Genomic DNA, 26,997 nt, shown 5'->3' with positions numbered 1-26,997 from the left:
TTTAACGGCCGGCGGCTGCAGTGGCCAGTGCGGCCAGGGTTTCATCGAGCCGGGGCAGTTCGGTGTTCTTGAGCTGACCCTGCACCTGGACCAGCAGCTGACGCGCGGCCTGGGTCTTGCGCGCTGCAGGGTCAAAGTACTTGCCCAGCCAGTTTCCGGCATTGAGCAGGTCGGCACGCGCGGCGTCGGTCTGGCGCGACAGCAGCGCCAGGCGCGCGTTGAGCAACCGCAGCTTGAGATTTTCGCGCAGGAAAAAGGCCTGCTCTGGCGCCAGCAGGGCTGCTTCAGGCTGGTCGATGCGGCTGACCCGCAGCAACTGGCTGGCTTCCAGCCACAGGCTGCCCGCCACCCGGCTCGACCAGGCGCGCAGCGCCTGCGTGTCAACGCCCGGCAGCCAGGACTTCTTGCCGGCGTCACGGGCATCACCCTCGGGCTCGGTAGCGCTGGCATCGACCTGGCGCGGAATATTGTTGCTGGCCACTTCATTGACCACCGGCAGTTCGTCCACCAGTCGGGCCAGCTCGTCCAGCTTGAGCATCAGCGCCGGAACGTCGGCAATACTGGCGTTTTTGACGCGATCGATGTCGCGGGTGACGGCGCGCTGTACGGGATTGAGTCGCGGCTGCGCGGCGCGCGTCAGCCGGGTTTCGGCCGATTTCAGCGCCGCCAGCAAGGGCTCTGCGCTGCCGGTGAGCAAGGCGCGCTGCTGGGCCAGCCGCAGGTCGGATTCGACATCGACGACCAGGTTTTCGTCGCGCGAGCGCGACAGGCTCTGCATCAGTTCTTCGAGCTGGGTGCGCTGCAAGCTGACTTCGCCCAGGCGGGTTTCCAGCAGGGCCAGGCGCACCGACTGCTCTTTGGTGCTGTCCTGCGCATCCTGCGCCAGGGTGCGCGCTTCGATGGACTGGGCGCTGGTGTCGGTTGTGCGCCGCGCGAGTTCTTCCTGGATGGAGCCCAGCTTTTGCCACAGCGCCGCGCTGCCCAGCAGGCCGGCGGCCGCCAGCGCCGCGACGCCCAGCGCCCAGCTGCGCGGCACCAGCCAGGCGTCCAGCGGGGCGGCGTACGCTGTGGCGCTGGAGGGCACGCCACGGTCTGTCGGCTCGCCTGCGGGCGGCGGGTGACTCATTGGGGGCAAGGCTGGAGGACTGTCGCTCATGGATGCTGCGATTCTATCGAGCCAAGCGTCTGCCGGATGTCCTGGAGCGCCGGGCGTGACTCCACAACAACACCCCAGCCGACAGCGCGCACGGCCTGGGCGATGCGGGGGTGGGTGGCGATGGCGCGGGCTCGGCGCCAGTCCACGCCCTGCAGGCCGGCCAGCCGGAGCAAATGGGCGACGGCTTCGGAACTGCTGAACAGCCAGACCGAACCATCGGAGCTGGCCTGGCGCGCGCGCGCGACTTGCGCGTCGCTCAGGCAGGGGGCACGGCGCTGGTACACGCCGACAAAATCGACGCTGGCGCCGGCATCGTGCCACTGGCGGGCAATCCAGTCGCGCCCGGAACTCGGGCCTTCAGCGCCCGCGCTCTGGCCGCGAACGACCAGCACCCTGCGGCCCTGCCAGTCACGCGCCCCAATGGCTTGCCACAGCGCTTCGGAATCAAACTGGCGGGCATCGGCCGCCGGCGCGTCGATTTGCGCGGCGGGAACGCCAGCGGCCCGCAGCGCGGCCACGGTGCCGGGGCCGGGCGCCATGAAGCGCAGGTGCGGCGGAATTCCTGGAAATTCCCCATTTGCTACGTTATCAATAGCTGCTTGCGCACGTACAGCCTGCGCAAGAGGCATTTTTTGCTTGAAAAAATGGTTGACGGCATGTCCGCTGACGAACATGCAGGCGGCGTAATCGTCCAGCGCCTGCCAGGCCTGGTTGAGCGCCTGAGCGTCGGCGGCGCCTGAAAGGGGCGCGATGTCAATCAGCGCCAGGGCCTCGGCGTCAATGCCGGCCTGCGCCAACTGCTGCACCCACAAGCCGGCATCGGGTTCGGGCCGGGTCACGATGACGCGGGCGCTTGTCATGCGTTCATGCGGTCAGGCCGGTGCGGGTCAAGCTGGCAGCGGCGTATTGCCGGCCCAGACCGCGCCGCCAGCGCGCAGCTGCGCCGCCACGGCTTCGCCCAGCGCCTCGGCTTCGGCAAAGGTCCGCACGACAGCGCTTTGCCGGGCATGCACCAGCGGCGCGGGCGCGGCTTGATGGGCGCCGGACAGCGCATCGGCCGTGGCCGGCTCTCCCCAGGCGGCGTCAAGACGCAGCGCGCCGTCAGTGCCGGCGGTGACAAAAGCGGCCAGCGGCATCGAGCAGCTGCCGCCCATGGCACGCGAGACAGTGCGTTCGGCCGTGACCGCCAGCCAGGTAGGCGAATGCGCCAGCGTGGCCAGCGCCTCGACCAGATCGGCGCGGTCGGCCCGCACTTCAATGCCCAGCGCGCCTTGCCCGGCTGCCGGCAGCATGTCGTCGGGCACAAAGGTGTGGCGGATGCGCGATTCCAGCATCAGCCGCTTGAGGCCGGCGGCAGCCAGCACGATGCCGTCGTACTGGCCTTCGTCGAGCTTGCGCAGCCGGGTGTCCAGGTTGCCGCGCAGGGGCTGGATGGCCAGGTCGGGCCGCAGCGCCTTGAGCAGCACCAGCCGCCTCAAACTCGACGTGCCGACGACGGCGCCCTGCGGCAGTTCAGCCAGCGAGGCATACCGGTTGGAGACAAACGCATCGTGCGGGTCTTCGCGCGCCAGGACGCAGGCCAGCGCGAAGCCGTCGGGAAGGTCCATCGGCACGTCTTTCAGCGAATGCACCGCCAGGTCGGCCCGGCATTCTGCCAGCGCGACTTCGAGTTCCTTGACGAACAGGCCCTTGCCGCCGACCTTGCTGAGCGAGCGGTCGAGGATCTGGTCGCCCAGGGTGGTCATGCCCAGCAGTTCGACCTGCCAGCCCAGGCGGGCTTCCAGCAGCGCCTTGACATGCTCGGCCTGCCACAAGGCCAGGCGGCTTTCGCGCGTGGCAATGACCACCTTGAGCGTTTTTGGGGGAGTTTGAAGCGCTGCTGCCACTGGTAACCTGTTGGTAATCTATAGAGGGAGTGAATGCTAGCATGTACGCTTTGCCTCACATTTCACCCGCCACCAGACGCAAAGGGCCAGGATGCCAACTTCCGCACGCACGAAAAAAGTCAAGACCGTTGTCAAGTCCGACATACTTGCCGCCGTGGTTGAAACCGTCAAGCCCGCCGTAGCCTCGGTGCGTGCCAGGAACAACGAGCGCCCGCTGGTCGAGGACATCCGCCTGCTGGGCCGCATCCTGGGCGATGTGATCCGCGACCAGGAAGGTGTGGCGGCGTATGAGCTGATCGAGCAGGTGCGCACGCTGTCGGTGGCCTTCCGGCGCGATGCCGACCAGGAAGCGGACAAGGCGCTCAAGACCCTGCTGAAGGACCTGAGCGGCGACCAGACCGTCAGCGTGATCCGCGCCTTCACCTACTTCAGCCATCTGGCCAACCTGGCCGAAGACCGCCATCACATCCGCCGCCGTGCCATCCACGAGCGCGCCGGCGACACGCAGGAAGGCAGCATCGACGTGGCGCTGGCGCGGCTGCGCTGGGCCGGCATTGCCCCCAAGACCATCTCGGACACATTGGCGCGCAGTTTTGTCTCGCCGGTGCTGACCGCCCACCCGACCGAGGTGCAGCGCAAGAGCATCCTGGATGCCGAGCGCGGCATTGCCCAGCTGCTGACGGCGCGAGACAGCATCAAGGCGATGGCGCTGGCCGTCAGCAGCGCCAAGGATGCGCTCACGCCGCGCGAACTGGACGCCAACGAAGCGCAGTTGCGCGCCCGCGTCATGCAGCTATGGCAGACCCGCCTGCTGCGCATGTCCAAGCTGACCGTAGCCGACGAAATCGAGAACGCGCTGAGCTATTACGAGGCAACCTTCCTGCGCGAGATTCCGAAAATCTATGCCCACCTGGAGCGCGAGCTGGGCGCGCAGCCGGTGCACAGCTTTTTGCGCATGGGCCAGTGGATAGGCGGCGACCGCGACGGCAACCCGAATGTCAACGCCGATACGCTGAACTACGCGCTGCGCCGGCAGGCCGACGTGGCGCTGCGCCACTACCTGACCGAGGTGCACCTGCTGGGCGGCGAGCTGTCGATGTCGGCCATCCTGGTCGAGTGCAGCGCGGAGATGCAGCAACTGGCCCAAAGTTCGCCCGACACCAGCGAGCACCGCCAGGACGAACCCTACCGGCGCGCGCTGACCGGCGTTTATGCCCGGCTGGCGGCCACGCTCAAAGCGCTGACCGGCGGCGAAGCGGCGCGTCATGCAGTGGCGCCGCAGAACGCCTACGCGACAGCGGAAGAGTTTTTGGCCGACCTGCGAACCCTGCAGGCCTCGCTGGTCAGCCATCATGGCCAGGCACTGACTGCCCAGCGCCTGCATCCGCTGATCCGCACTGTTGAAGTGTTCGGCTTTCACCTCGCCACCGTCGATCTGCGCCAAAGCTCCGACAAGCATGAAGAAGTCGTCGCCGAGCTGCTGGCCGTGGCGCGGATCGACGCCGGCTACGCCAGCCTGAATGAAGCGGCCAAGCGCACGCTGCTTTTGAAGCTGCTCAACGACGCCCGGCCGCTGCGCGTGCTGGGCCATGTTTACTCGGAACTGGCCCGCGTCGAACTGGCGATTTTTGAAGCCGCCCTGAGTGCGCGCGCCAGGTTCGGCAAGGAAGCGATTCGCCACTACATCATCAGCCACACCGAAACCGTCAGCGACCTGCTCGAAGTGCTGCTGCTGCAAAAGGAAGTCGGCCTGATGCACGGTGTGCTGGAGGATGCGCAAAACCAGCCCGGGTCGCGCTGCGACCTGATCGTGGTGCCCTTGTTCGAGACCATCGAAGACCTGCGCAATGCCGCGCCCATCATGCGCGAGTTCTATGCGCTGCCGGGCATTGCGCCGCTGCTCCAGCGCAGCGGCGCCGAGCAGGACATCATGCTCGGCTACAGCGACAGCAACAAGGACGGCGGCATCTTCACCAGCAACTGGGAGCTGTACCGCGCCGAAATCGCGCTGGTCGAGCTGTTCGACCAGCTGGCGGTGTCGCACGGCATCACGCTGCGCATGTTCCACGGCCGCGGCGGCACCGTGGGCCGGGGCGGCGGCCCGAGCTACGAAGCCATCCTGGCGCAGCCGCCGGGCACGGTGCGCGGCCAGATCCGCCTGACCGAACAGGGCGAGGTGATCGGCTCCAAATACGCCAATCCGGAAATCGGCCGGCGCAACCTGGAAACGCTGGTCGCGGCCACGCTGGAGGCCACGCTGCTGCAGCCGACCAAGCCGGCGACGCAGGCCTTTTTGCAGGCCGCCGCCGAACTGTCGCGGGCCAGCATGGCCGCCTACCGGGCGCTGGTGTACGACACCCCGGGCTTCACCGAATATTTTTTCAGCGCCACGCCGATCCGCGAGATTGCCGAGCTCAACATCGGCTCGCGGCCGGCGTCGCGCAAGCCCTCGCAGCAGATCGAGGACCTGCGGGCGATTCCCTGGGGTTTCAGCTGGGGCCAGTGCCGCCTGACCCTGCCCGGCTGGTACGGTTTTGGCACCGCCATCGAGCAGTTCCTGGACCAGGGCGGCACGCCGGACAGCCGCAAGGAGGCGCTGGCGCTGCTGAAAAAAATGTACCGGCAGTGGCCTTTTTTTCGCACCTTGCTGAGCAACATGGACATGGTGCTGGCCAAGAGCGACCTGGCGCTGGCCTCGCGCTATGCCGAGCTGGTGGGCGACGCCAAACTACGCAAAAAAATATTTTCCGCCATTGACGGCGAATGGCACCGCACTGCCCAGGCGCTGACGCTGATCACTGGCGACCGCCAAAGGCTGGCCGGCAACGCGGCACTGCAGCGGTCAATCCGCCACCGCTTTCCGTATATCGACCCGCTGCATCATCTGCAGGTCGAGCTGGTACGCCGCTACCGCGCCGGCCAGACCGACCAGCGGGTGCAGACCGGCATCCATATCTCGATCAACGGCATTGCTGCAGGGCTGCGAAATACCGGCTGACAGGGAATATCGGCCCGGTCCTACATTCCTAACAGTTTGTCGTTGATGGCGTTGTCGCCTGCCAGGTCATAGCATTGAAGGTATGCCAAGAATCCCGCGTTCCCAGCGCGTCAAGAGCATCAACTTTCAATAGGACCTGACCCATGACCGCTAACCATGCACAGTCTGCCCGCCGCCCTTCGCTGAGCGATGAGCTGGTGTCCAGCGACTTCATGGCGCTGGCCTCGCACATGACCGACTGCCAGCGTTCAAGGGGCCGCTTTTTCACCCTGCGCACCCGTCTTGAAAGCCTGCATGCCATCACCGCGCCCCGGTTGGTAACCACCGGTGCTGCCTTGGTCGTATGCAGTCTGGGCCTCGTGGGCCTGGGTCTGCTGACGATGGCTTGAGGAGGTGAATCCTGCCGTCCTGGACCGGCTTGCAACGCTCAGCCCCCATGCCCGAGAACTCCTGCTGTCGCAGGAAGGATCTGCCGAACCCCCTATCAGGGCGGAACTGTTCGGCATCCAGCGCTTTGAAGAACATGGCTGCAGCCTGGCGCAGGCGCAGGTTGTCGAAACCGATGCGCAGTCGCTGCGCCACACCCCCTTCTTTCCGCGCGTCGATGAAAACCTGGCGGCGCTGCGCATTGCCTACGACTATGTCGCGCTGACCTCGCACAGTGGCCATTACACCACCCCGGCGGCCGAATGGCTGCTGGACAATTTCCCGCTGATCGAAGCGCAACTGCAGCAAATCCGCGAAGGCGTGCCGCGCCGCTTCTATGCCAGGCTGCCCAAGCTGGCTGCGCCGCCGCTGCGTGGACTGCCGCGCGTCTATGGCATAGCCTGGGCTTACGTGGCGCACACCGACAGCGTACTGAATCCGGAAGTGTTCACCGCCTTCCTGAATGCCTACCAGCGCTGCAGCGAATTGCGCCTGAGCGAACTGTGGGCCCTGCCGACGACGCTTCGCGTCGTGCTGCTGGAAAACCTTCGCCGCATGGCGGACGACATTGCACGCAGCAAAATGGCGCGCGAAGTCGCCCATGCAGTCTGGGACAGCGGTCAAGGGCTGGACGAAGCGGACCTGGACACCGTCAACAGCCTGATGCGCCAACGCGGGGTGCAGCGCAGCTACCAGACCCAGTTGTGGCAGCGTCTGCCCACCGAAATTTCAGCCGACTCATCCGCCGTGCTCCGCTGGATCGAGAAGAACTGCCCTGACCGTCATGCGCTGATGCTGGAAAGCCAGAGCGCCCAGGTTGCGTCCAACCTGACCGTTGGCAACATCATCACCACCCTGCGCGTGATTGGCCAGATTGACTGGGTCGATCTGATCGAGCCGGTCAGCCGGTCCCTGCAGGTATTGCAGCAACTGCCCGGCTTTGCAGGCGAAAGCGAAAGCACGCGCCAGCAGATCACCCGGGCCATGGAGCAACTGGCGCGAGACAGCAAAAAAACAGAGCACGAGGTGGCCCAGGCGGTGGTTGCGGCGGCCCTGTCGGTGCCAGGCAGCCTGGCGCCGGACGCCGCCGAGCGATGCGCAGGCTTTTACCTGACGGGCGATGGCCGTGCCCGGCTGGAAGCCGACCTGGGCATGCCGGCGCAACGCGCCCGGCAACGCCTGAACTGGCGACGTTGGCGGCTGAGCCTGTACATCGGCTGCATCACCCTGGCGACGCTGTTGGCGGTGCTGCTGGCCACGCACCATGCAGACGGGCACCGCTGGCAGACCCTGGTGGCGCTTTTCCTGCTGGCCGGTCCTGCCTTCGAGGCCGCATCGGCTCTGGTACACCGCCTGATTGCCGAGTCGCTGAAAGTCCGGCCACTGCCGCGCCTCGGCTTTGCGTATGGCATTCCGCCCGAACACCGGGTACTGGTGGTGATTCCGACGCTGCTCACCTCCACGCACGCCAACGAGGAACTGCTGCAGCAGCTGGAATTTCACTGGTTGGCCAATCGGGAAAACGAAGCCCAGTTTGCCCTGCTCTCCGACTGGCTCGATGCGCCCGAGGCCAGCCTGCCGGGCGATAACGGCCTGCTGCAGGATGCGCTGTCCCGGCTGGAAACGCTGAACGCACGCTACCCGGCAGGCGCAGGCAGCCCGCCTCGCTTCCTGCTGATTCACCGGCCGCGCAGCTGGTGCGAAACCCAGCAGCGCTGGCTCGGCTGGGAACGCAAGCGCGGCAAGCTGGAGCAGCTGATGCGCCTGCTGGCCACCGGCAGCATGGAAGGCTTCCTGCCACTGGCCGCACCTTTGCGGCTGGCCGGTGACATCCGCTACGTGGTCACGCTGGACAGCGATACCGGCCTGCCGCCCGGCGCGCTGCGCGAACTGGTCGCCATTGCCGCCCATCCGCTGAATGCGCCTCGGGTGGACGTCCACCTGCGCCGCGTGGTCAGCGGCTACGGCATCCTGCAGCCGCGCATGGTCACGCCCCTGCCTGACCGTCTGGAGGACACTGCCTACCACCGGCTGTTTGCCGGCCAGTGCGGCATCGACCCCTACAGCAGTGGCGTCTCAGATGTGTACCAGGACCTGTTCGGCACCGGAAGTTTCAGCGGCAAGGGCCTGCTGCATGTCAGCGCGCTGCATGCCGTGCTGGACCGCCGCCTGCCCGATGAAGCAGTGCTCAGCCATGACCTGCTCGAAGGCAGCATGGCACGCTGCGGCTTCGTCAGCGATGTGGTCATGGTCGAGGATGCGCCCCATCATGCCGGCGTGGCCGCATCGCGCCAGCACCGCTGGACGCGCGGCGACTGGCAGCTGATTCCCCTGCTATGGCATGCCCGGCAGTACGGCATCGACGCCCTGGGCGTCTGGAAAATGCTCGACAACCTGCGCCGCTCGCTTGTTTTTCCTGCTGCGTTCGCACTGCTGGTCTGGGTGATCTTCACAGGCGCATTGCCCTTGGGCACCGCATTTCTGGCCGTCATTGCGGCGCTGCTGGCCGGGCCGCTGCTGGGTGCGCTGGCCGGACTGGTGCCAACCCACCCCGGCATCGCCTGGCGCCATTTTTTCAGCCGTGGAAGGGCGGAGTTGCGCACCACCCTGGGTGCTGCTGTCTGGCAGTTCAGCCAGATACCGGCGCAGTCGCTCCTGCTGCTGGATGCGGCGCTGCGTTCCATCTGGCGCATGTGCGTCAGCCACCGCCGGCTGTTGGAATGGACCACTGCGGCACAGGCGCAATCGGCGTCGCGCAAGGCGCTTTTTGTGTTTGTGCACCAGCATGCCGCAGCGTCGCTGCTGTGCGCTGCGCTGGCCATGGCGGCACCGTGGGCGGCGCACTCGTGGGCCGGCATCTTCCTGTTTCTCTTCTGGGGTGCATCACCGATTGCCGCATGGTGGGCCAGCCAGCCGCGCCCTGCCAGCGCCGAGCATGCGCTGTATGCCGCAGACAAGCGCTACCTTATGACGCTGGCGCGCGATACCTGGCGCTTTTTCGAGCGTTGCGTCGGGCCTGAAGACCACCACCTGCCGCCCGACAACCTGCAGCTGGTTCCCGACCCGACGCTGGCGCATCGTACCTCGCCCACCAACATCGGGCTGTACCTGCTGGCCGTCTGCTGCGCGCGCGAATTTGGCTGGATCTCGACCCCTGAAGTCATCCGGCGCCTGCAGGCATCGCTGGACAGCATCGACAAGCTGGCCAAGCACAATGGCCACCTGTTCAACTGGTATGACACGCGCACGCTGCAAATCCTTTTGCCGGCCTATGTGTCGTCCGTTGACAGCGGAAACCTGGCCGGCATGCTGCTGGCCGTGGGCCAGGCGTGCCGGCAGCTGGCGCAGCAGGGCGAGAAGCAAGACCCTGATGACGATCAAGCACAGACACAGGCAGCGCTGCGCGGCCTGGCCGGCCGCTGCGCCAGCCTGTACGAAGCCATGGATTTCAAGGGCCTGTATGACCCCAAGCGCCGCCTGTTCCACATCGGCTTGCGGGTTGACGACCAGGCGCTGGACATCAGTTACTACGACTTGCTGGCGTCCGAGTCGCGGCTGACCAGCTTTCTGGCGATCGCCAAGGGCGATGTGCCCAAGCGCCACTGGAGCGCACTGGGCCGGCCCTTTCTGTCGGTGGGCGGTGCGCCCGGGCTGGCTTCCTGGTCGGGCTCGATGTTTGAATACCTGATGCCGTCGCTGCTGATGCACGAGCCTGCCGGGGGACTGCTGCAGACCATGGCGCGATCGGCCATTGCCGCGCAGCGCGAATTCGGCCGGCAGCAGCTGATGCCCTGGGGCGTTTCGGAATCGGCTTATTTTGCCCAGGACCATTCGCTGGCCTACCAGTATTCGCCCTTTGGCGTTCCCCGCCTGGCGATGCGCCGCACGCCGCTGACCGACAGGGTGGTGGCGCCTTATGCGACCCTGCTGGCCACGTTGTTTGAGCCCGCCGCATCCGCAGCCAATTTGCGGCGGCTTGAAACGCTGGGCGCGCGCGGCGAACTCGGGATGTTCGAAGCGCTCGACTTCACCGCCTCGCGCCAGCCTGAAAGGCAGGCCTTCAGCATTGTCCAGACCTTCATGGCGCACCACCAGGGCATGTCGCTGGTGGCGCTGTGCAATGTACTGTGCCTGGATGCGCCCCGGCGCTGGTTCTGTGCCGAGCCCCAGGTGGCCGCGCATGAATCCCTGCTGCATGAACGCACGCCGCGCCAGATCATTGAGACCGCCAGCCCGCGCCAGCCGCCCATGCTGGACGCGCACAGCAGCGCACCGGTATTCCACTCACGCGACGTCAACCCGGTGCAGCTCGGCTGGAAACCGACCCACCTGCTGTCCAACGGGCGCTACAACGTGGCCCTTCGCGCCAGCGGCGCGGGCGTCAGCCGCTGGCAGGGCCGCAACATCAGCCGCTGGCGCGACGACCTGCTGCGCGACAGCCAGGGTTGCTTTTTCTACCTGAACCTGGGCGGCAACGAAGGCGCCGGATCGCTGACCGCGGCGCCGGCGCCCCTGCCTGGCTGGCGTTATCAGGCGCGCTTCATGGCAGACCGGGTGCAGTTCGATGCACAGGGCGAAAGTTTTAACACCAGCATCAACGTGCTGGTCAGCCCCGAGGACGACACCGAACTGCGCACCGTGCAACTGCACAACACCGGCCGGACCGCGCGCGTCGTCGAACTGGTGTCGTGCTTTGAGGCAGTGCTGGCTGACCCGCGCGCGGACGAAGCCCATCCGGCGTTTTCCAACCTCTTCGTGCAGACCCGCTGGGAGCCGCAGTGGCGAGCCCTGCTGCTCAAGCGCATGCCGCGCCTGCATGGCGACCCGCAAATGGCGGTGGCGCATTTCCTGGCCGAGGCCGATGCCGAGCTGCTGTCGGTCGATTGCATTGCCGACCGCAGGATTTTCGCCGGGCGCCACCAGCCGCAGCACCGGCCCGCCATGGGCAGGCAGCCGACGGACGCCGACGGCAACCCGATCAACGGCCTGGACCCGGTGGCCAGCCTGCGCCTGACCTTGCGGCTGGCGCCAGGTGCCGTGGCCCGCCTGACCTTTGCCACGGCGGCAGCGCAGACGGAAGACGAACTGATCGCGCGCATCGACAAATACCTGCAGCCCATGCACATCGTGCGGGCCACCCAGATGGCGGCCACGCTGGCGCAGGTCCGGCTGCGCGACCTGACCCTGACGCCCGAAGAACACCTGGCGGTGCAGGACCTGACGACTGCCCTGATGTACAGCACGCCCCGGCTGAATGCCGTGGCCGGGCCGCTGGACCAGCGCCAGCTGTGGCGCTTTGGCATTTCGGGCGACAAACCCATCCTGCTGGTGCGCATCCAGGCCGCCAGCGGGCTGCCCATGGTCGATGCCTTGCTGCGCGCCCAGCCCTGGTGGACCTTCGGCGGCCTGGCGGTTGACCTGGTGGTGCTCAACAGCGAGCCCAATTCCTACCTCATGCCCTTGCAGCGCGACATCCTGGCGATGCGAGACCGGCTGATGCAGCATGTGCAGAACAGCTTTTCCAAGGGTTCCGAGCTGACATCAAGCTTTCACCTGCTGCGCGACCCTGAAACCTCCGCCGCCGAGAAGGCCGCATTGGCCGGACTGGCGCGGGTGGTGCTGACGGCCGACGGCCGGGGACTGGAAGCGCAGGTAGCCGCCCTGCGCGTCGGCGTCTGGCCGGCGCAACAGGCCAGCCTGGCCAACGGAACGCTGCTTTCGGGCCGGCCAGACACAGCTCCGGCCAACGGCATGCCGGCGCCTGCACCCGTGCCGCAAGGGATCGGCCAGTTCGACCCGGCCAGCGGCGAATTCTGGTTTGACCTGCAGGGCGGCCAGTCCCTGCCGCGCCCCTGGGTCAATGTCATCGCCAATCCCGAATTCGGCTTTCAGGTGTCGGAAACCGGCAGCGGCATGAGCTGGGCCGGCAACAGCCGCATGCACCAGCTCACGCCGTGGTCGAACGACCCGGTCAGCGACCCGGCGTTCGAGCACTGGCTGCTGCAGGACATCGACAGCGGCCAGGTGTTCCCGCTGGCGCCCTCCAGGCTGGCAGCCAGCGACAGCCGCTGGCGCGTACGCCATGGCCAGGGCTATTCGGTGTTTCATGGCGTGCAGGACGGGCTTCAGGTGGAAACCACCTTCTTCGCCGACATGCAGGCCGCCGCCAAGATTGTTCAGGTCAAGGTGCGGCTGGACGGCGGCGCGCGCAGGCGCCTGCGCGCCGTGGCCATGGTCGAATGGCAGATGGGCGACGCTCGCGGCCGCCGGCGCACGCTGGAAACCTGGAAGGCTCCCGCTCAGGCGGCGGTGATGGCCCGGCAGCAGGAAACCCGGGACGGCTATGGCGGCAGCACGGTGTTTCTGGCCATGGCAGGCGCCTCTGGCGACGCGCAATGGACCTGCGACAGGGGAGAGTTTTTTGATACGCTGGGCCGGTTGTTCCTGCCCGACACCCTGGCCGGCCAGAGTGGCACCGGTTGCGACCCCTGCGCCTGCCTGGCCAGCGAATTTTTGCTCGCTGGCAACGAAGAACTGGCGTTCAGCTTCATCCTCGGCCATGCCGCTGATGGTTCTGAAGCAGAGCAGATGGCCGCGCGGTGGACGCCACAGGCCTGCACCGAGGCCCTGGCCGGTGTCAAGGCCGCCTGGTCAGGCCTGCTCGGCAAGGTGCAGGTCAGTACACCCGACGCCAGGTTCGATGCGTTGATGAACCACTGGCTGCTCTACCAGACGGTGGTGTGCCGTCTGTGGTCCAAGGCCGGCTTTTACCAGGCGGGCGGCGCCTCGGGTTTTCGCGACCAGTTGCAGGATTCGATGGCGCTGGCGCTGGCCGACCCGGCGCGGCTGCGCGCCCAGATCATGCTCAGTGCTTCGCGCCAGTTTCCCGAAGGCGACGTGCAGCACTGGTGGCACGCGCCCGGCGGCGAAGGCGTGCGCACCCATTTTTCGGACGACCTGCTCTGGCTGCCGTATGCCTGTACGCATTACCTGCAAGTCACGGGAGACGCCAGCCTGCTGGACGAGGACGTGGCCTTCATCGACGGGCCGCCGATTCCCGACGGAGCCGAAGACGCCTACTACGCGCCGCAAATCAGCGATCAGTCGGCGAGCATCTATGAGCACTGCGCCCGCACCATCGACCACAGCCTGGCGGTGGGCGCGCACGGCCTGCCCCTGATGGGCACCGGCGACTGGAACGACGGCATGAACCGCGTCGGCCATGAGGGGCGCGGCGAGTCGGTCTGGCTGGGCTGGTTTTTGTGCAGCGTGGTCGAGGGCTTTGCGCCGGTGGCCGCGCAACGCGGCGACACTGCGCGCGCGCAGCGCTGGCGGGAGGCGCGCACCGGCTGGATCGCCGCGCTGCACGACGCCGGCTGGGACGGCGCCTGGTTCCGCCGCGCCTTTTTTGACAACGGTGCGCCGCTTGGTTCGGACGCCAATGCCGAATGCCGCATCGACCTGATCGCGCAGGCCTGGGCCGTGCTGTCGGGTGCCTCGACCCCGGCCTTCATCCGCTCGGCCATGCTGGCACTGAACAACCAGCTGATCGACGAAAAGGCCGGCCTGCTGCGCCTGCTCGATCCCCCGTTCCGCGACTCGGCCAACAACCCCGGCTATATCCAGGCCTATCCGCCGGGCGTGCGCGAGAACGGCGGTCAGTACACGCATGCCGGGGTCTGGGCACTGATGGCGCAGGCGCTGACGGGCGACGTGGAAGGCGCCTGGCGCAGCTTCGAGGACCTGAGCCCGGCCCACCGCAGCGCGCATCCCGGACGCGGCCCGGCCTATGAACTGGAGCCGTATGTGGTGGCCGGCGACGTCTACAGCGCCGAACCGTATGTGGGCCGGGGCGGCTGGAGCTGGTACACCGGATCGGCGGCCTGGCTCTACCGGGCGGGGCTTGAAACGCTGCTCGGCCTGGCAGTGCAGCCCGGTCGCCTGTCGCTGTCGCCGCGCCTGCCCGCGCACTGGCCGGAAGTCGAGCTGCGTCTGCAACTCCAGGGTCACGACATCACTGTGCGCTGGAAGCGTGAACCGGCAGGCGCCACGCCGCTGGAGGTAGACAGGCAACTGTCTTGGGGCGAATGGACCCGGCTGGACACGCTGCCCGCAAAGGCCGTGTTGCTGGTCCGTGGCAACACAGCGCTGGCATTACCTGATTGCTATCAATAAAATAGCTATTACCCCATGCGCAGCATGCGGAAAAGGCATATTTCATGCTTGCAAGGGGGTGAAGGTTCAGCGCGCCTTTTTTTCGCGATGGGTGCGCTGTATCGCCGCCACGTCGATGATCAGCGCCACATTGCCGTCGCCCAGTATGGTGGCGGCGGAAATCCCCGGCACCTTGCGGTAGTTGGTTTCCAGGTTCTTGACCACCACCTGGTGCTGGCCCACCAGCTGATCCACCAGCAGCGCAAAACGCGTTCCCTCAGCCTGCACGATGACGACAATGGCCTGCGTCGGGTTATGCACGGCACCGGCCACGCCAAACAGCTTGTGCATCTCGACCAGCGCCAAGTACTCGCCGCGCACGTGCAGCACCTGCTCGTCGGCAGTGATCGCATGCAGGTCTGCAGACTGGGGCTGCAGCGACTCGATGACGTAGTTCAGCGGCAGGATGTAGATTTCATTGCCGATCCTGACCGACATGCCATTGAGGATCGCCAGCGTCAGCGGCAGCACGATCCGGATCGTCGTGCCCTTGCCCTGCACCGAGGAAATCTCGACATGGCCGCCCATTTCCTGGATGTTGCGCTTGACCACATCCATGCCGACGCCCCGGCCCGAGACATCGGTCACGGCTTCGGCGGTTGAAAAACCAGGCGCCATGATCAGCAGCCAGACTTCTTCATCAGGCGCGTTCTCGGCAATGGCGATGCCCTGCTGCCGGGCCTTGGCCAGGATCTTGTTGCGCGCCAGCCCACCGCCGTCGTCCTTGACCTCGATCACGATGCTGCCGCCCTGGTGCTGCGCCGACAGCGTCAGCTGGCCCGACGCGTCCTTGCCGGCCAGGGTGCGCTGCGCCGGCGTTTCGATGCCGTGGTCCAGGCTGTTGCGTACCAGGTGGGTGATCGGGTCGATGATGCGTTCGATCAGGCTTTTGTCGAGCTCGGTTTCCTTGCCAACCGTGACCAGTTGCACCTGCTTGCCCAGCTTGGCCGACAGGTCGCGTATCAGGCGCGGAAAGCGGCTGAACACATAATCCATCGGCATCATGCGGATCGACATGACCGATTCCTGCAGGTCGCGCGCATTGCGTTCCAGGTGGCCCAGGCCGCTGAGCAGGCGCTCGTGCAGCACCGGATCCAGCGTGGACGCGGTTTGCGTCAGCATCGACTGGGTGATCACGAGTTCGCCGACGAGGTTGATGATCTGGTCCACCTTTTCGACATCGACCCGGATGGAATTGGATTCCCTGGCCTGGCCGGCGGCGGCTGGCGCGGCTGCAGCCGTCCCGGGAACGGCGCCCGGCAGCAGCGCGGGTTGCGTAGCCGCCACGTCAGCAAGGACGGCCGGGCTTTCCGGCTGGCCAGGCTGGTCCGGATGTTCCGGCTGCGGCTGCGGTTCCGACACCTCTGAGGGCGTTGCGGTGCTGATTTCAATCTGTTCGGTTTCCACAATGAAGCAACTCACCGCCACCAGGTCATCGGCATCGCACGCGGTTTGCAGCCACAGCGTCAGGCTGTCGGCCTCGGCGGTCTGCGCCAGCACAGTCCCCAGGTTGGCCATTTCCTCGGCCAGCAGTTTCTGGTCATGGTCCGAAACCTTGGTAAAGCGGACCTTCAGCGTGGGAACGGCTGGCGGGCTGCCCTCGTCCCGCGCCAGGGCAGCGGGAACCGGTGCAGGAGCGGGTGCCAGCGCTTTTATGGCGGGCGCCGCCGAAAGCACGGGCGAAGCAGCGGCATTGGCCTCAAGCGCCAGCTGGCGCAGCACGGCGCAAATCTGCTCGACCATTTGCGGCTCGGGTTCCTTGCCCTCGCGGTAAGCGCTCAATTCTTTTTGCAACACGTCCTTGGTCTCCAAAAAAACATCCATCATCTTGGTACTCAGCGTCAGCTCGCCATGCCGGGCGCGGTCCAGCAGGTTCTCCAACAGGTGGGTGGTATCGGTCAGCGCCACAAAGCCGAAGGTGGCGGCGCCGCCCTTGATCGAATGCGCCGCGCGAAACACGGCGTTCAGGTCTTCACTGTCGGGCGCCTGAAGGTCAAGCCCCAAAAGCAGCTGCTCCATTTCCGCCAGCAGTTCGTCGGCTTCTTCAAAAAAGGTCTGGTAAAACTGGGTGATATCCATCTTTTAGGCTTTTCGGGTTGGGTTCTGGCGGCTGACCAGTCGATTGAGGCAAGCGTGCCGCAAGACGGGTTCATCTGGCCGCCAGGAATTGGCAGGCGCGTCAGCTCCGCTGGCCGGGAGCAACGGTTGACAGCTTCACGGCCGTCTGGCTGGCACGGGCTGGCTGCGAAGCGACCGGCCTGGCCAGCCCGCCGGAGGCATTGGCTGCATTGGCTTTCTCGATGGCAGCCTGGGCACGCTGGTTGAGCACGACAATGCTGATGCGGCGGTTGATGGGTGCAAAAGGGTCTTCCTGGTTCAGGTTCATGCTTGACGCAACGCCCATGACCCGCAGGATCTTGACCTCCTGAAGGCCGCCGGCCACGAGTTCGCGGCGCGACGCATTGGCCCGGTCGGCTGACAGCTCCCAGTTGCTGTAGGACTTGTCACCCTGTGCGTATCGGGTGGCATCGGTATGCCCCGACAAGGTGATCTTGTTGGGCTGTGCATTGATGACCGGGCTGATCTCGCGCAGGATGGTGTGCATATAGGACTGCACCACCGCGCTGGAGCGGTCGAACATCGGCCGGTTGCTGCTGTCGACAATCTGGATGCGCAAGCCTTCGGGCGTGATGTCGATCAGCAGCTGCGGGCTGAACTGCTTGAGCAGCGGGCTGGACTCGATCATCTCGTCAAGCTGCTTTTTCAGGTTGTCCAGGCGGGCGACGTCCTCGGCATTGGCCATCGCTTCAAGGTCTTCCTCGTTTTTCGGCTTCTTGATCTCGTCCTTGGTCAATGGAGGATCGCCGCCGCCCGGAATCACGCTGGGGCTGTTGTTGATGGCCGGCCCGCCCTTGAGCGCTTCGCTCAGCGGCATCTGGAAATGTTCGGCAATGCCTCTCAACTGTTTGGGCGAGGAGGACGACAGCAGCCACATGACCAGGAAAAAAGCGAACATCGCCGTCATGAAGTCGGCAAAGGCAATCTTCCAGGCGCCGCCATGGTGGCCGGCCGCCATCACTTTGCGCTTGATGACGATGATCGGGCGTTTGGCGTCGCTGCTCATGCTGGGGCCTTGCAGGGTTCAGCGGCTCTTGACATCGCGCACATGCCCTTCGAGTTCGCTGAAGGAAGGCCGTTCGGTGGATAGCAATACTTTTCGGCCAAACTCCACCGCCAGCTGCGGCGCATAGCCGTTCAGGCTGGCCATCAAGGTGACCCGGATGCACTCATAAACCTTGAGGGACTCGGCCACCTTGTGCTCGATCAGCGTGCCCAGCGGGGAAACGAAACCATAGGCCAGCAAGATGCCCAGGAAGGTTCCAACCATCGCATGCGCAATCAGCTGGCCCATCTCGGCCGGCGGCAGGTCGGCTGAAGCCAGCGCATGCACCACGCCCAGTACCGCCGCCACGATGCCCAGCGCCGGCAACGCATCGCCAACACGCGTCAGGCTGTGCGCAGGAATCTCGCCTTCGTGCTTGAAAGTTTCCATTTCCTGCTCCATCAGCTCGCCGATCTCATGCGGATCGGTGTTGCCGCTGACAACCAGGCGCAGGTAGTCGGTCATGAACTCCAGCACATGGGCATCGGCCAGGATCACCTTGTAAGGCGCAAAGACAGGGCTGTTCTTTGGGTCCTCGACATCGGACTCCAGCGCCATCATGCCGTCCTTGCGGCCCTTGGACAGCAGCACGTACATCAAGGCAAGCAGTTCCATGAAAAGCGCCTTGTCGTGCTTGCCGGAACTCTTGACCAGGCCGGGCAGCGCCTTCAGCGTGGCACGTATGGTCTTGCCATCGTTGCCCGCAATGAAGGCGCCCACAGCCGCACCGCCGATGATCAGCACTTCCAGGGGCTGGTAGAGCACGCCAAAATGCCCGCCCATCAGGGCATAACCGCCAAACACCGACCCCAGCACCACCACATATCCAAGAATCACCAGCACGCCGCTCTCCCCATTCAATGTTTACTTCGCGATTCGCCGCCACCGCCCTGCGACAGGTCAGATACGGGCACCGTTCATCACATCGGCCAGCCATTGCGACGACGAAGGCGACGCCACAAGCCCAGGCTGCTTCGGCATGGCGGCTTTTGCCGGCACAGCGCGCGGCGTCTTGCTGGTCTTGCCGGCACGCGATGGCGGCCGGCACAGCACGCAGACGTAATGGTTTTGCGGTTCGTGCGCATGGGCGACAAACTGTCCGGTGCAGCGTGTGCAGGTGCTCAGCTGCAGCATGTCGCTGTCGAAAAAGCGCACCAGCGTCCAGGCCCGCGTGAAATCGAGAATCGGCTCACCGCCCTGCTGCCCGACCTGCTCCAAATACAGCCGGTAGCTCTTGATGACCGCCGGAATCCGCGCGCAGTCGCCATGCGTCACCATGAAGCGGTAGATGTTGTAGAACATCGACGAATGAATGTTCGCCAGCCAGGTCATAAACCAGTCGGTCGAAAACGGCAACAGGCCCTTGGGCGGCGAAACGCCCCGGATTTCCTTGTACAGCTTGATCAGGCGGTCCCGGCTCAGCGTCGTTTCCGCTTCCAGGAACTGCAGGCGGGCGCCCAGCTTGATCAGGTCGATCGCCAGATGGATCTCGCGCGCTTCACGAATGACGCTTTTAGCAACCATGATGACTTTCACGTTCAGCTTGGGTAACTATTTTTGAAAGATCTGAAGGCGCAATATGTAACATCACTGCAGGGCGTTAATCCGCTGGCCCGACAACACAATGGCCGCATGCGCCTGCTGCAAGGGCAGGCTTTTGCCGTCCTGTGTCAGTGCCGACAAAATCGGCTGGTCGTCAAACCGCAGCCGGCACAGGAACAGGCTGGAAGCCGCCAGCTTCACGATTTGGGAAAGTGACAAATTGCCCAACAAATCAGCCACTTCCCGGCTCAAACCCAGGCGAAACATGGCTGTGGCAACGTCTTCCCGCACCAAGCGCTGGGCCAACAGCAAATAGGTCAGGTTCAGATCACCAATTTCATTGGTGTTGGTGGTTTCAGCCATAACTTTTTCCTTTTTCTCTTGTTTAGCTGTAATTTCAAGCAAAACAGAGAAATAAATAAATGAATCGAATATTAAAAAAATGACGTTGAATGAAATATCCAGCAAAGATGTTTTCTAAATCTGCTTTTGCCATATTCTAGATATTTTTACATCTATGTCACACTTTTATTTATTTTGTTTCAGTTTTGCATCACTTCCATCAATTAGCAGAAGTGCAAGTGCATCTGAAAATTTGATGAAATTCAGGCGGAATGGTCAGGTTCGAGCCGGTAAAGCCAGGCCAGCACTTCGGCGACGACCAGGTACAACTGCGGCGGGATTTCGTCGTCCAGGCTGACTTGCATCAGCAACTTGACCAGTTCCGGCGATTCATGCACGTACAAACCGCTTTCGCGCGCCCGCTTGACGATGGAATCGGCCACGGCGCCATAGCCTTTGGCCACCACCAGCGGCGCCCGGTTCTTGTTGGCATAAGAAAGCGCGATGGCGCTGGGCCGACCGGCCATGTCGCGGGCGGCCGGATCGTCACCTGCAGGGCTAGTCTCCATCGTCGGCTTTCGGCGTGTTTGCGTCGGCAGGTTCGGTAGGTTCGGCAAGGGAGCCAATCTGCAGGCTCGTCAGTTCGAGCCCCAGAGCACTCAGGCGTTCCGGCAGTTCGGCGCGGGCTTCACGAAGCCGGTCCTGGGTGACGTCTTCGCTGGCAGCCAGGCGAACCTGCAGGGCATCGCCGGTCAGGCTGATCCGCACTTCAATGTTCCTGAGTGTCGGAAGGGTCAAGGCCAGCCGGGTGCTCCAGCTGCGGGGCATGGCCTCGTCGCCGATTGCGGCCTGGCGTTCATCTTCCCGGATTTCCCAATCCATGGACACGGCGGGCCAGGCTTCGCCGCTCCAGCGAAATACGGGCTGTGCCAACAGTTCGAGTTGCTGGCGCACCAGGGCCACCGCATCCTGGTGAATTCCCGCCAGTGCAGGCGTGGTTCCGCGTGCCGCATGCGTCGCGCTGTCGTCGTGGCTTTTTGCCGCAGGCGTTGACCCATCAGCCTCTTGCATGGACGCGTAGGCACTCTTGTGTGCATGGGCCGCCTCAAGGCCTGGTGCAAGCCGGGCTGATTCCGGGTCGTTAGCCGGCGGCGGGGGAACGGCGACACCCGGCTTGTTACTCCCGCCCGGTGCTGCCTCGTCGGCCTGCGTCATGACAGGCTGGGCGGCGCGGCTGTTTAACGGGGCCACGGCCCGTTCGCCATCCGGGCCAGCCCCCTCTGGCAAGTCCGCCTGGACCGTCGCGGCCTTAAGGATTCCCTCCATGCGGGACTGCGGCTCCTGCGCCAATTCGGCCAGCGAGCGCGCGCCGGCAGCGAACTGCGCCAAGTGCGATTCATAGAACAGGCCAGAACGGCTGACAGTGCGAGCCAGCGTTTCGGCAATCACCGGAGACGGCGGCAGTTGCGACGACGGCAACAGCGGGCCGCTGCCGATGACCCGCGCTGCTGCGCCGGTGTGTCCGTCCAGGATGGCGCTGACCGCGCGCGCCGCAGCACTCAGTGTCACCGCCTGGTCGGGCCGCGCGCTTATGTCGCCATGGCCACGCAGGCCGCTTTTCAGCGGTCCCACGCCCAGTTGCTGCTCCACGGCCGCACGCGACGGCAGTCGGACGTCGTTGATCACTTCCTCGACCTGCGTGACCGGTCCCGGGCCGGCAAGCTGCACTTCGGGCTTGAGCGGCACCAAATCCACCCGCTGGGCCAGCCGGGTGGCCAGCAGCGTGTCAACCAGAGGCGTCAGGCCGCTCATCGGGTTTCCATTTCAGGGCAGGATCAGGCGCAAAACGGCTGACAGTGCGTTAACGGCCAAGGCCAGGCAAGGACATGACTGGTGAAAATGGAATCACAATCGTATGTCGGAATGCGGGCCGTAGGCTTTCTGAAGGCTTTCCTGCTGCTCAAGATTCCGGACCATTTCACCCAGCTGCCGCAGCTGGGGCATGACCAGGCTGGAGATTTCCGCTTGGTGCGACGCGATACGGCTGAGCAGCAGATACTTGCGCGCCACCTGCTCTTCATGCAGCGATTCGAGCGCTTCGATCTCTTTGAGCCGGTCCACCATGCCGCTGTACATCGTTTCATGCGCCGGCAACTCGCCCCACTGACAGGTGCGCGCCAGCGACAGCATCTGTTCCGCCAACAGCGCAATCTGTTCGTAGCAATGCATCACTTCACTTTGAGAACTCATGGATCAGGCTCCTGCAGAAAAACGTGGGGTGGCATGGTCATTCGACGCTTCGGGCATCGAGTGTGATTTTTGCGGATCGATCTCGCGCCAGGCCGAACCGATGTTTTCCAGCAGCCGTTCGGCCTCGTCCAGCAGCGCCGGGTCGTTGCGCAGGTTGGCCTGCATCAGGCGCTGGTTGATGTAGTCGTACAGCGCTGACAGGTTGGCGACCAGTTCGGCCCCGGCCTTGCCGCCCGCTTCTGCATCCAGGCTGGCCTTCAGCCCGTTATCGATGATGTTGATCGCCTTGGAAATTGCCTTGCCTTTGGCGGCGATTTCCTTGTGCGCCATGTGGTGGCGGGCCATGGCGATGGCGGTCTTGGCGCCATCGAACAGCAAAGTGATCAGCTGGTGCGGCGACGCGCTCATGACCCCCGACTGAAGGCCGACCTGGGCATAGCTCCGGGCGCCGGCGCTGCTGATGGCGTTGCGTGTGTACATGGGAGAGCCTTACTTTTTGTTGTCGCTGTTGTTCAACGCATCGAACTGCTGCGTCAGGTAGTTGCTGGTCTGGTTCATGCGACTCATCATCACGTCAAGCGCCGTGAACTGGGCTTTGTAACGCGCCACCGTGGACTCCACTCGGGCAGAGGTCGCCGTGTACTGCTTTCCCAGCATGTCCAGCGTTGCATTGATGCCCTTGGTGGCCGCTGTCAGCACGCCGCCTGTGGTGTCGGTATAGCTGGTAATCAGCGCGGCAATCTTGGTACCGTAACCGCTGGCCGCGCCTGAAAACAGATGGGTCACACCGCTAATGTTGCCGTCAAGTGCAGCCTTCAGCTTGGTCGAATCCAGTGCCAGGGTGCCGTCTTTTTGAAACGACACGCCAACCTGCGACAGCATCGTAAGGCCGCTGCCATCGTCTGTTTGCGCCGAAGTCAGCGCCGAACGGATGCCCACCTGAATATTGCGCAAGGTCGAGTCGCCCAGCAAAACGGCGCCTGACTTGCTGGCAGCATCAAAGGCGGTCAACCTTTTGGCAACGCTCTGCAGGCTGTTGAAAGCATTGACAAATGTGGCGATCGCATCTCCTGCGCTGTCGGTGTCTTTTTGCACCGTAAGGGTGCTGGTGCCGACCTTGCTCACTGTCATGGTCACATCCGCAACTGCACCGGGCACGCTATTGGTGGCGCTGGTGATGTCAATGCCGTTCACGGTCAGTTTTGTGTTTTGGGCGGCTACAGTTTGCTGCAAGGTTTTTGCGGCCGCCGGGTCGTTCGTCAGCAAACCAGCAATCTTGGCATCCGGAAGACGAGCCCCACCCGTATTACCAGGGTCAACCTGGTCTCCGGCAACCGTGATGCGCATGCTGGAAGCTTCGCCGGTTTTTGTCGAGGTCAGCACCAGACGGAACGGTGTGGCGCTGCCGTCATTGACGATGGAAGCGGTCACCCCCAGCGTAGTTTTTGCATTGATGGCCTTGGCAATGTCCGACAGCGAGCTGTGCGCGGGGTCAATGTCTAGCGATTGCGTACGCGAGGCATCCGCATCCTTGGTGAACACCGCACCCACCGTCTTGCCAAATTCAAACTGCACACGGATGGCTGTCGTGCCATCGCCAATGTTGGTGCTGGCATCGGCTTGTCCCGTGGTTGCCAGCGACTGCGCTTGCGACAACTGCGTCACGTTCACCGCGTAGCTGCCGCTCACCGCCGCTGGCAGCGCTGTCGCCGTCAGCACATCGGTGGCGGTCGAATTGGCCTTGATGCCCTGAAACAATTCCGGCTTGGCCAGTGCCGCCGCTGCAGACTGCAGCCCGCTCAAGGCACCGTTGAGCTGGCCATAGGCGGTCAGCTTGGTGGTGTAGCTGGTTTGCTGCTTCTGAATCGCCGCCAGCGGTACTTGCTCGGCGGTCTTCAAGCCCGTCAGCAAGGTATTCAAATCAAGGCCGGAGCCAATGCCGAGAGAAGAAACTGAAGCCATGGTCAATCCTGTTTTTTCTGTTCTGAAAAATCACACCGACTGGGCAAACAACAGCCCTTTCAGGTTGTCCATCGCCTTGGACATCTTCACCACATCCTCGGTCGGAATCTGGCGGATCAGCTTGCCGGTGTCCTGGTCCACCACCTTGACGATGAATTCCTTGTAATCTGGGTCAACCTTGAACTGCACGCTGATTGAAAAGCCGGCCAGTACCTTGTTGATGTCGTCCAGCGATTGCTGCACCTGCGTGGCATTGGGTTTGGCAACGTCGCCATCCTTTGCATCCACTGCAGGTTTCACAACGGGCACGCCGGAAAGGTCAGCCTTCGCAAGGGCAGCCGGTGAATTAGAGGCCACGACTTGCGCGCTCTGGCCGCCAATGGCCAGCTGAGCTGTTTTTTGACTGTGCTGCAAACCAGCGCTTGCGCCAATCGAACCCGTTGAAATCGACATATTCATTCTTTCGTCAAAAGCGCTAGCCGCTCGCGCCTGAAACCTTTTCAAGCGGGACTGGGCAGCGCAATCAGGTGTTGCCTGATTGCCTGACTTTTTTTGCAAGTGGCAGCCCGCAGGCCGCCGCTTGATTTAACTCGTCAAGGGCTTTCCCTCGACGAATCCGCTTACTTATTGCAGCAGCGACATCACGCCCTGGGTCGACTGGTTGGCCTTGGCCAGCACTGACGTACCAGCTTGCTGCAGAATCTGTGCGCGCGTCATGTTCGAAACTTCAGTCGCGTAGTCTGCATCTTCAATGCGTGAGCGTGAAGAAGACAGGTTGGTGATGGTCGAGCCGAGATTGGAGATGACCGAGTCAAAACGGTTTTGTACCGCACCGAGTGAGCCGCGCAGTTTGTCTACTTGTGACAGAGCTGCATCCAGTGCCTTCAGAGGATCAACAGTTGCCGTGGCGTTGCTGACTGCTTTGGTCGTCAGCTTGCCAACGCTGGTTGCATCCGCAAAAACGGTGTTCGCCTTGCTGTCGGTAACGATGCCGTTTTCGTGCATCGTGATCGTTTCATTGGTGCCGGCCGAGATTGCACCGCTGATGTCGACGAATTGCGCGGCAGCACCGACCGTAACAGCGCCCGTGGCGGCCACACCGTAGGCAGCAGTAGCACCACCAGCGCCGTCGATGTCAATCGTCGCGGGAGCCGCGAACGTGTTAACCAAAGCATTGACCGTCGAAGCGGCCACTGGCTCGTTAGTGACGCTCATCGTGCCTGCAACAGCGGTGGCCGTGAACACGGTGCCGGTGTTGTTGATCTTGATCGTGTCGGCGACGGTACCCATCTGGGTGGTCAGTGACGTAACGCTTGCAGCAACGGTGGTACCGTTCTTGGTCGCTGTCAGGTTGCCATCGGAAGTATCGACAAACAACGCGGAGCCGTCGGCGGCAGTAATGCCGCCGCTGCTGTCGATCTTGATGTTGGTCGACGCGCCGCCGAGAGTCACGGTGGCGGATAGGCTCTGTCCAGCCGGCGCCTTGAGCGAATCCGTCAGGGCGGTGCCGGTACGACCCGTTTCAGCCAGCGTGTAGCTCTTCGATGCAGCGGCGTAGGTGTAAGTGGACGTACCGACGACGACCGTACCCTTATCCTGCATCTTGCCAAGCACATCGTTTGCCGTAGCAGCGACAGTAGCTTTCGTGAAAACAGTGTTGCCACTCGTTGTAGCGCCCTTGGCCCAGCCTGCAACCAGAAGATCCGATTCGCCTGCGGCTTTGTTGGCCGGGCCCGTGCCATCCACGTTGAAGCCGGTCAAGCCCAGTGTTTTCGAGCTAATTTCCGACAGACCAATCTTGATGGTTTCGCCGTCATTTGCACCGACTTGCACGCTCAATTCCTTGGCGCTGGATGACAACACCTTAACGCCGTTGAAATCGGTTTGTGCGGAAGTACGGTCAATTTCAGACAGTCGCTGGGTAATTTCAGCTTGAATCGAAGCCTTGTCGTCAGCAGAGTTCGAACCGTTGGCCGATTGCACAGTCAGCTCGCGGATACGCTGCAGGTTGGTGTTGACTTCGTTCAACGCGCCTTCAGTGGTTTGCGCCAGCGAGATGCCGTCGTTGGCATTGCGCTGGGCCTGGCTCAGTCCCTTGATGTTGGCGGTGAAACGGTTGGCAATGGCCTGGCCGGCAGCATCGTCTTTGGCACTGTTGATGCGCATGCCGGAAGACAAACGCTGAATCGCAGTGTTCAGTGAAGCCTGCGACTTGGTGAGGTTGTTCTGTGTGAGCAACGAGAGCGAGTTGGTGTTGATAACTGAAGACATGAAAGGCTCCTGAATACAAAGTTTATGGACTCCGGCTAACTTGCCGTCACGTTGGCCTTGTTTGCTAGAACAGGTTGCAAGCCACCGTTATTTGAGTTATCGGCCAGTGCCCGGAAAACCTTTAGGCCTGCAGACAAATAATTTGCCTGTTTTTCAAAAACAGCCATCTTTCAATAAAACAGCGGTAAAAAAATTCCTGATTTTTTGATAGAAAAGGCTTGCATCGCTTTTTTGGCAAGCCTTAGCAGCTATTAATAAAATAGCATCTACAGGGTGACCTGGTGCATTGCGGGGTCATGACGCCTGGCTACCTTCCGTGCACGGCCCAAGTGGTTTTTTCCAGCCCAGCGGCTTTAAATTTATATTAAATACGGCTGAAGCGCTTGCCGGGCAAGCGCAAGCAGCTATGAATAACAGAACAATCCGCCTCAAGCTGACATGTTCATGACTTCCTGGTAGGCGGCAACCACCTTGTTGCGCACCTGCAGACCGGTCTGGAAGGCGATGTTGGCTTTTTGCATGTCGACCATGACGTCGTTCAGCGCCACGCCGGGCTTGCCCATTTCAAACGCCTCGGCCTGGCCGTAAGCGCCTTCCTGCGCACTGCTGATGCGTGCCAGCGACTTTTGCAGTTCGCCGGCAAAACCGCCGGCCGCCGCTTCGCCACTGGATGCCGGTGCGGAGCCCATCGACGGGGCCAGGGCGCGCATTTGCTGCAGGACGGATTCAATGGACGAAATGGACATGGTGTGTGGGGCAGACTGAAAACGAGCCCATGGGTGAGGAT

At 63.5% G+C, this 26,997-nt stretch carries 19 protein-coding genes; 3 read left to right on the top strand and 16 right to left on the bottom strand.

All coding sequences use genetic code 11. From position 1 onward, the window contains the following. Position 1: 1 nt before the first annotated feature. The 3 genes from GZ092_RS15310 to hemC are packed head-to-tail and all read right to left on the bottom strand — an operon-like array spanning position 2 to position 3,042. Positions 2–1,156, bottom strand: a complete 1,155-nt coding sequence (locus GZ092_RS15310) for a uroporphyrinogen-III C-methyltransferase (protein ID WP_293637650.1) — start codon at positions 1,154–1,156, stop codon at positions 2–4. Then, positions 1,153–2,016: a uroporphyrinogen-III synthase gene (locus GZ092_RS15305; RefSeq protein WP_293637649.1), complete on the bottom strand. Its 864-nt coding sequence runs from the start codon at positions 2,014–2,016 to the stop codon at positions 1,153–1,155. The genes GZ092_RS15310 and GZ092_RS15305 overlap by 4 nt, the downstream gene beginning before the upstream one ends. Before the next feature lie 27 nt (positions 2,017–2,043). Beyond that, positions 2,044–3,042, bottom strand: coding sequence for a hydroxymethylbilane synthase (gene hemC, locus GZ092_RS15300; protein ID WP_293637648.1), 999 nt, complete (start codon positions 3,040–3,042; stop codon positions 2,044–2,046). A gap of 187 nt (positions 3,043–3,229) precedes the next feature. Between hemC and ppc the strand changes: the two genes are divergently transcribed. The 3 genes from ppc (at position 3,230) to GZ092_RS15285 (ending at position 14,641) form a co-directional block, all read left to right on the top strand. Further along, a complete protein-coding gene (gene ppc / locus GZ092_RS15295) occupies positions 3,230–6,040 on the top strand; it encodes a phosphoenolpyruvate carboxylase (RefSeq protein WP_293637712.1) in 2,811 nt (936 codons plus the stop codon). A 143-nt stretch (positions 6,041–6,183) separates the two neighbouring features. Beyond that, positions 6,184–6,429: a hypothetical protein gene (locus tag GZ092_RS15290; protein ID WP_293637646.1), complete on the top strand. Its 246-nt coding sequence runs from the start codon at positions 6,184–6,186 to the stop codon at positions 6,427–6,429. 4 nt (positions 6,430–6,433) lie between these two features. Next, complete coding sequence (locus GZ092_RS15285; protein ID WP_293637644.1) at positions 6,434–14,641, top strand: glucoamylase family protein; 8,208 nt, start codon at positions 6,434–6,436, stop codon at positions 14,639–14,641. 66 nt (positions 14,642–14,707) lie between these two features. On the opposite strand, the gene cheA is transcribed toward GZ092_RS15285, so the two are convergent. From cheA to fliE, 13 genes are all read right to left on the bottom strand, one after another. Next, entirely contained in the window at positions 14,708–16,759 is a 2,052-nt protein-coding gene (cheA, locus tag GZ092_RS15280) for a chemotaxis protein CheA (RefSeq protein WP_293637642.1), read from the bottom strand. Positions 16,760–16,859: 100 nt separating this feature from the next. Next, the gene (motB, locus tag GZ092_RS15275; RefSeq protein ID WP_293637640.1) at positions 16,860–17,804 is read right to left on the bottom strand and encodes a flagellar motor protein MotB; all 945 of its coding nucleotides are present in this window, start codon (positions 17,802–17,804) and stop codon (positions 16,860–16,862) included. Positions 17,805–17,822: 18 nt separating this feature from the next. Continuing rightward, entirely contained in the window at positions 17,823–18,686 is an 864-nt protein-coding gene (gene motA, locus GZ092_RS15270) for a flagellar motor stator protein MotA (protein ID WP_293637638.1), read from the bottom strand. Between the two features lie 57 nt (positions 18,687–18,743). Beyond that, the gene (gene flhC, locus GZ092_RS15265) at positions 18,744–19,367 is read right to left on the bottom strand and encodes a flagellar transcriptional regulator FlhC (protein WP_293637636.1); all 624 of its coding nucleotides are present in this window, start codon (positions 19,365–19,367) and stop codon (positions 18,744–18,746) included. Between the two features lie 63 nt (positions 19,368–19,430). Continuing rightward, the gene (gene flhD, locus GZ092_RS15260; protein WP_293637710.1) at positions 19,431–19,748 is read right to left on the bottom strand and encodes a flagellar transcriptional regulator FlhD; all 318 of its coding nucleotides are present in this window, start codon (positions 19,746–19,748) and stop codon (positions 19,431–19,433) included. Between the two features lie 242 nt (positions 19,749–19,990). Beyond that, complete coding sequence (locus tag GZ092_RS15255) at positions 19,991–20,296, bottom strand: EscU/YscU/HrcU family type III secretion system export apparatus switch protein (RefSeq protein WP_293637634.1); 306 nt, start codon at positions 20,294–20,296, stop codon at positions 19,991–19,993. Next, positions 20,286–21,539 (bottom strand): flagellar hook-length control protein FliK, encoded by a 1,254-nt coding sequence (locus GZ092_RS15250; RefSeq protein WP_293637633.1) that lies wholly within the window; start codon positions 21,537–21,539, stop codon positions 20,286–20,288. Before GZ092_RS15250 ends, GZ092_RS15255 begins: the two co-directional genes overlap by 11 nt. A gap of 93 nt (positions 21,540–21,632) precedes the next feature. Continuing rightward, positions 21,633–21,977, bottom strand: a complete 345-nt coding sequence (locus GZ092_RS15245) for a flagellar protein FliT (RefSeq protein WP_293637632.1) — start codon at positions 21,975–21,977, stop codon at positions 21,633–21,635. A gap of 3 nt (positions 21,978–21,980) precedes the next feature. Beyond that, the gene (gene fliS, locus GZ092_RS15240) at positions 21,981–22,457 is read right to left on the bottom strand and encodes a flagellar export chaperone FliS (RefSeq protein ID WP_293637631.1); all 477 of its coding nucleotides are present in this window, start codon (positions 22,455–22,457) and stop codon (positions 21,981–21,983) included. 9 nt (positions 22,458–22,466) lie between these two features. Further along, complete coding sequence (fliD, locus tag GZ092_RS15235) at positions 22,467–23,939, bottom strand: flagellar filament capping protein FliD (RefSeq protein ID WP_293637630.1); 1,473 nt, start codon at positions 23,937–23,939, stop codon at positions 22,467–22,469. A gap of 30 nt (positions 23,940–23,969) precedes the next feature. Beyond that, positions 23,970–24,248: a flagellar protein FlaG gene (locus GZ092_RS15230; RefSeq protein ID WP_293637629.1), complete on the bottom strand. Its 279-nt coding sequence runs from the start codon at positions 24,246–24,248 to the stop codon at positions 23,970–23,972. 315 nt (positions 24,249–24,563) lie between these two features. Next, on the bottom strand, positions 24,564–26,210 hold the full coding sequence (locus GZ092_RS15225; RefSeq protein WP_293637628.1) for a flagellin: 1,647 nt from the start codon (positions 26,208–26,210) through the stop codon (positions 24,564–24,566). Positions 26,211–26,638: 428 nt separating this feature from the next. Next, positions 26,639–26,956 carry a flagellar hook-basal body complex protein FliE gene (gene fliE / locus GZ092_RS15220; protein WP_293637627.1) on the bottom strand — a complete coding sequence of 106 codons (318 nt, stop codon included), beginning with the start codon at positions 26,954–26,956 and terminating at the stop codon, positions 26,639–26,641. Between the last annotated feature and the right edge of the window lie 41 nt (positions 26,957–26,997).

This window comes from Polaromonas sp. (genome assembly GCF_010365105.1).
Lineage (GTDB): Bacteria > Pseudomonadota > Gammaproteobacteria > Burkholderiales > Burkholderiaceae_C > Polaromonas.
The sequence above is the reverse complement of the archived record's forward strand: the minus strand, read 5'-3'. Positions and strand labels throughout refer to the sequence as shown.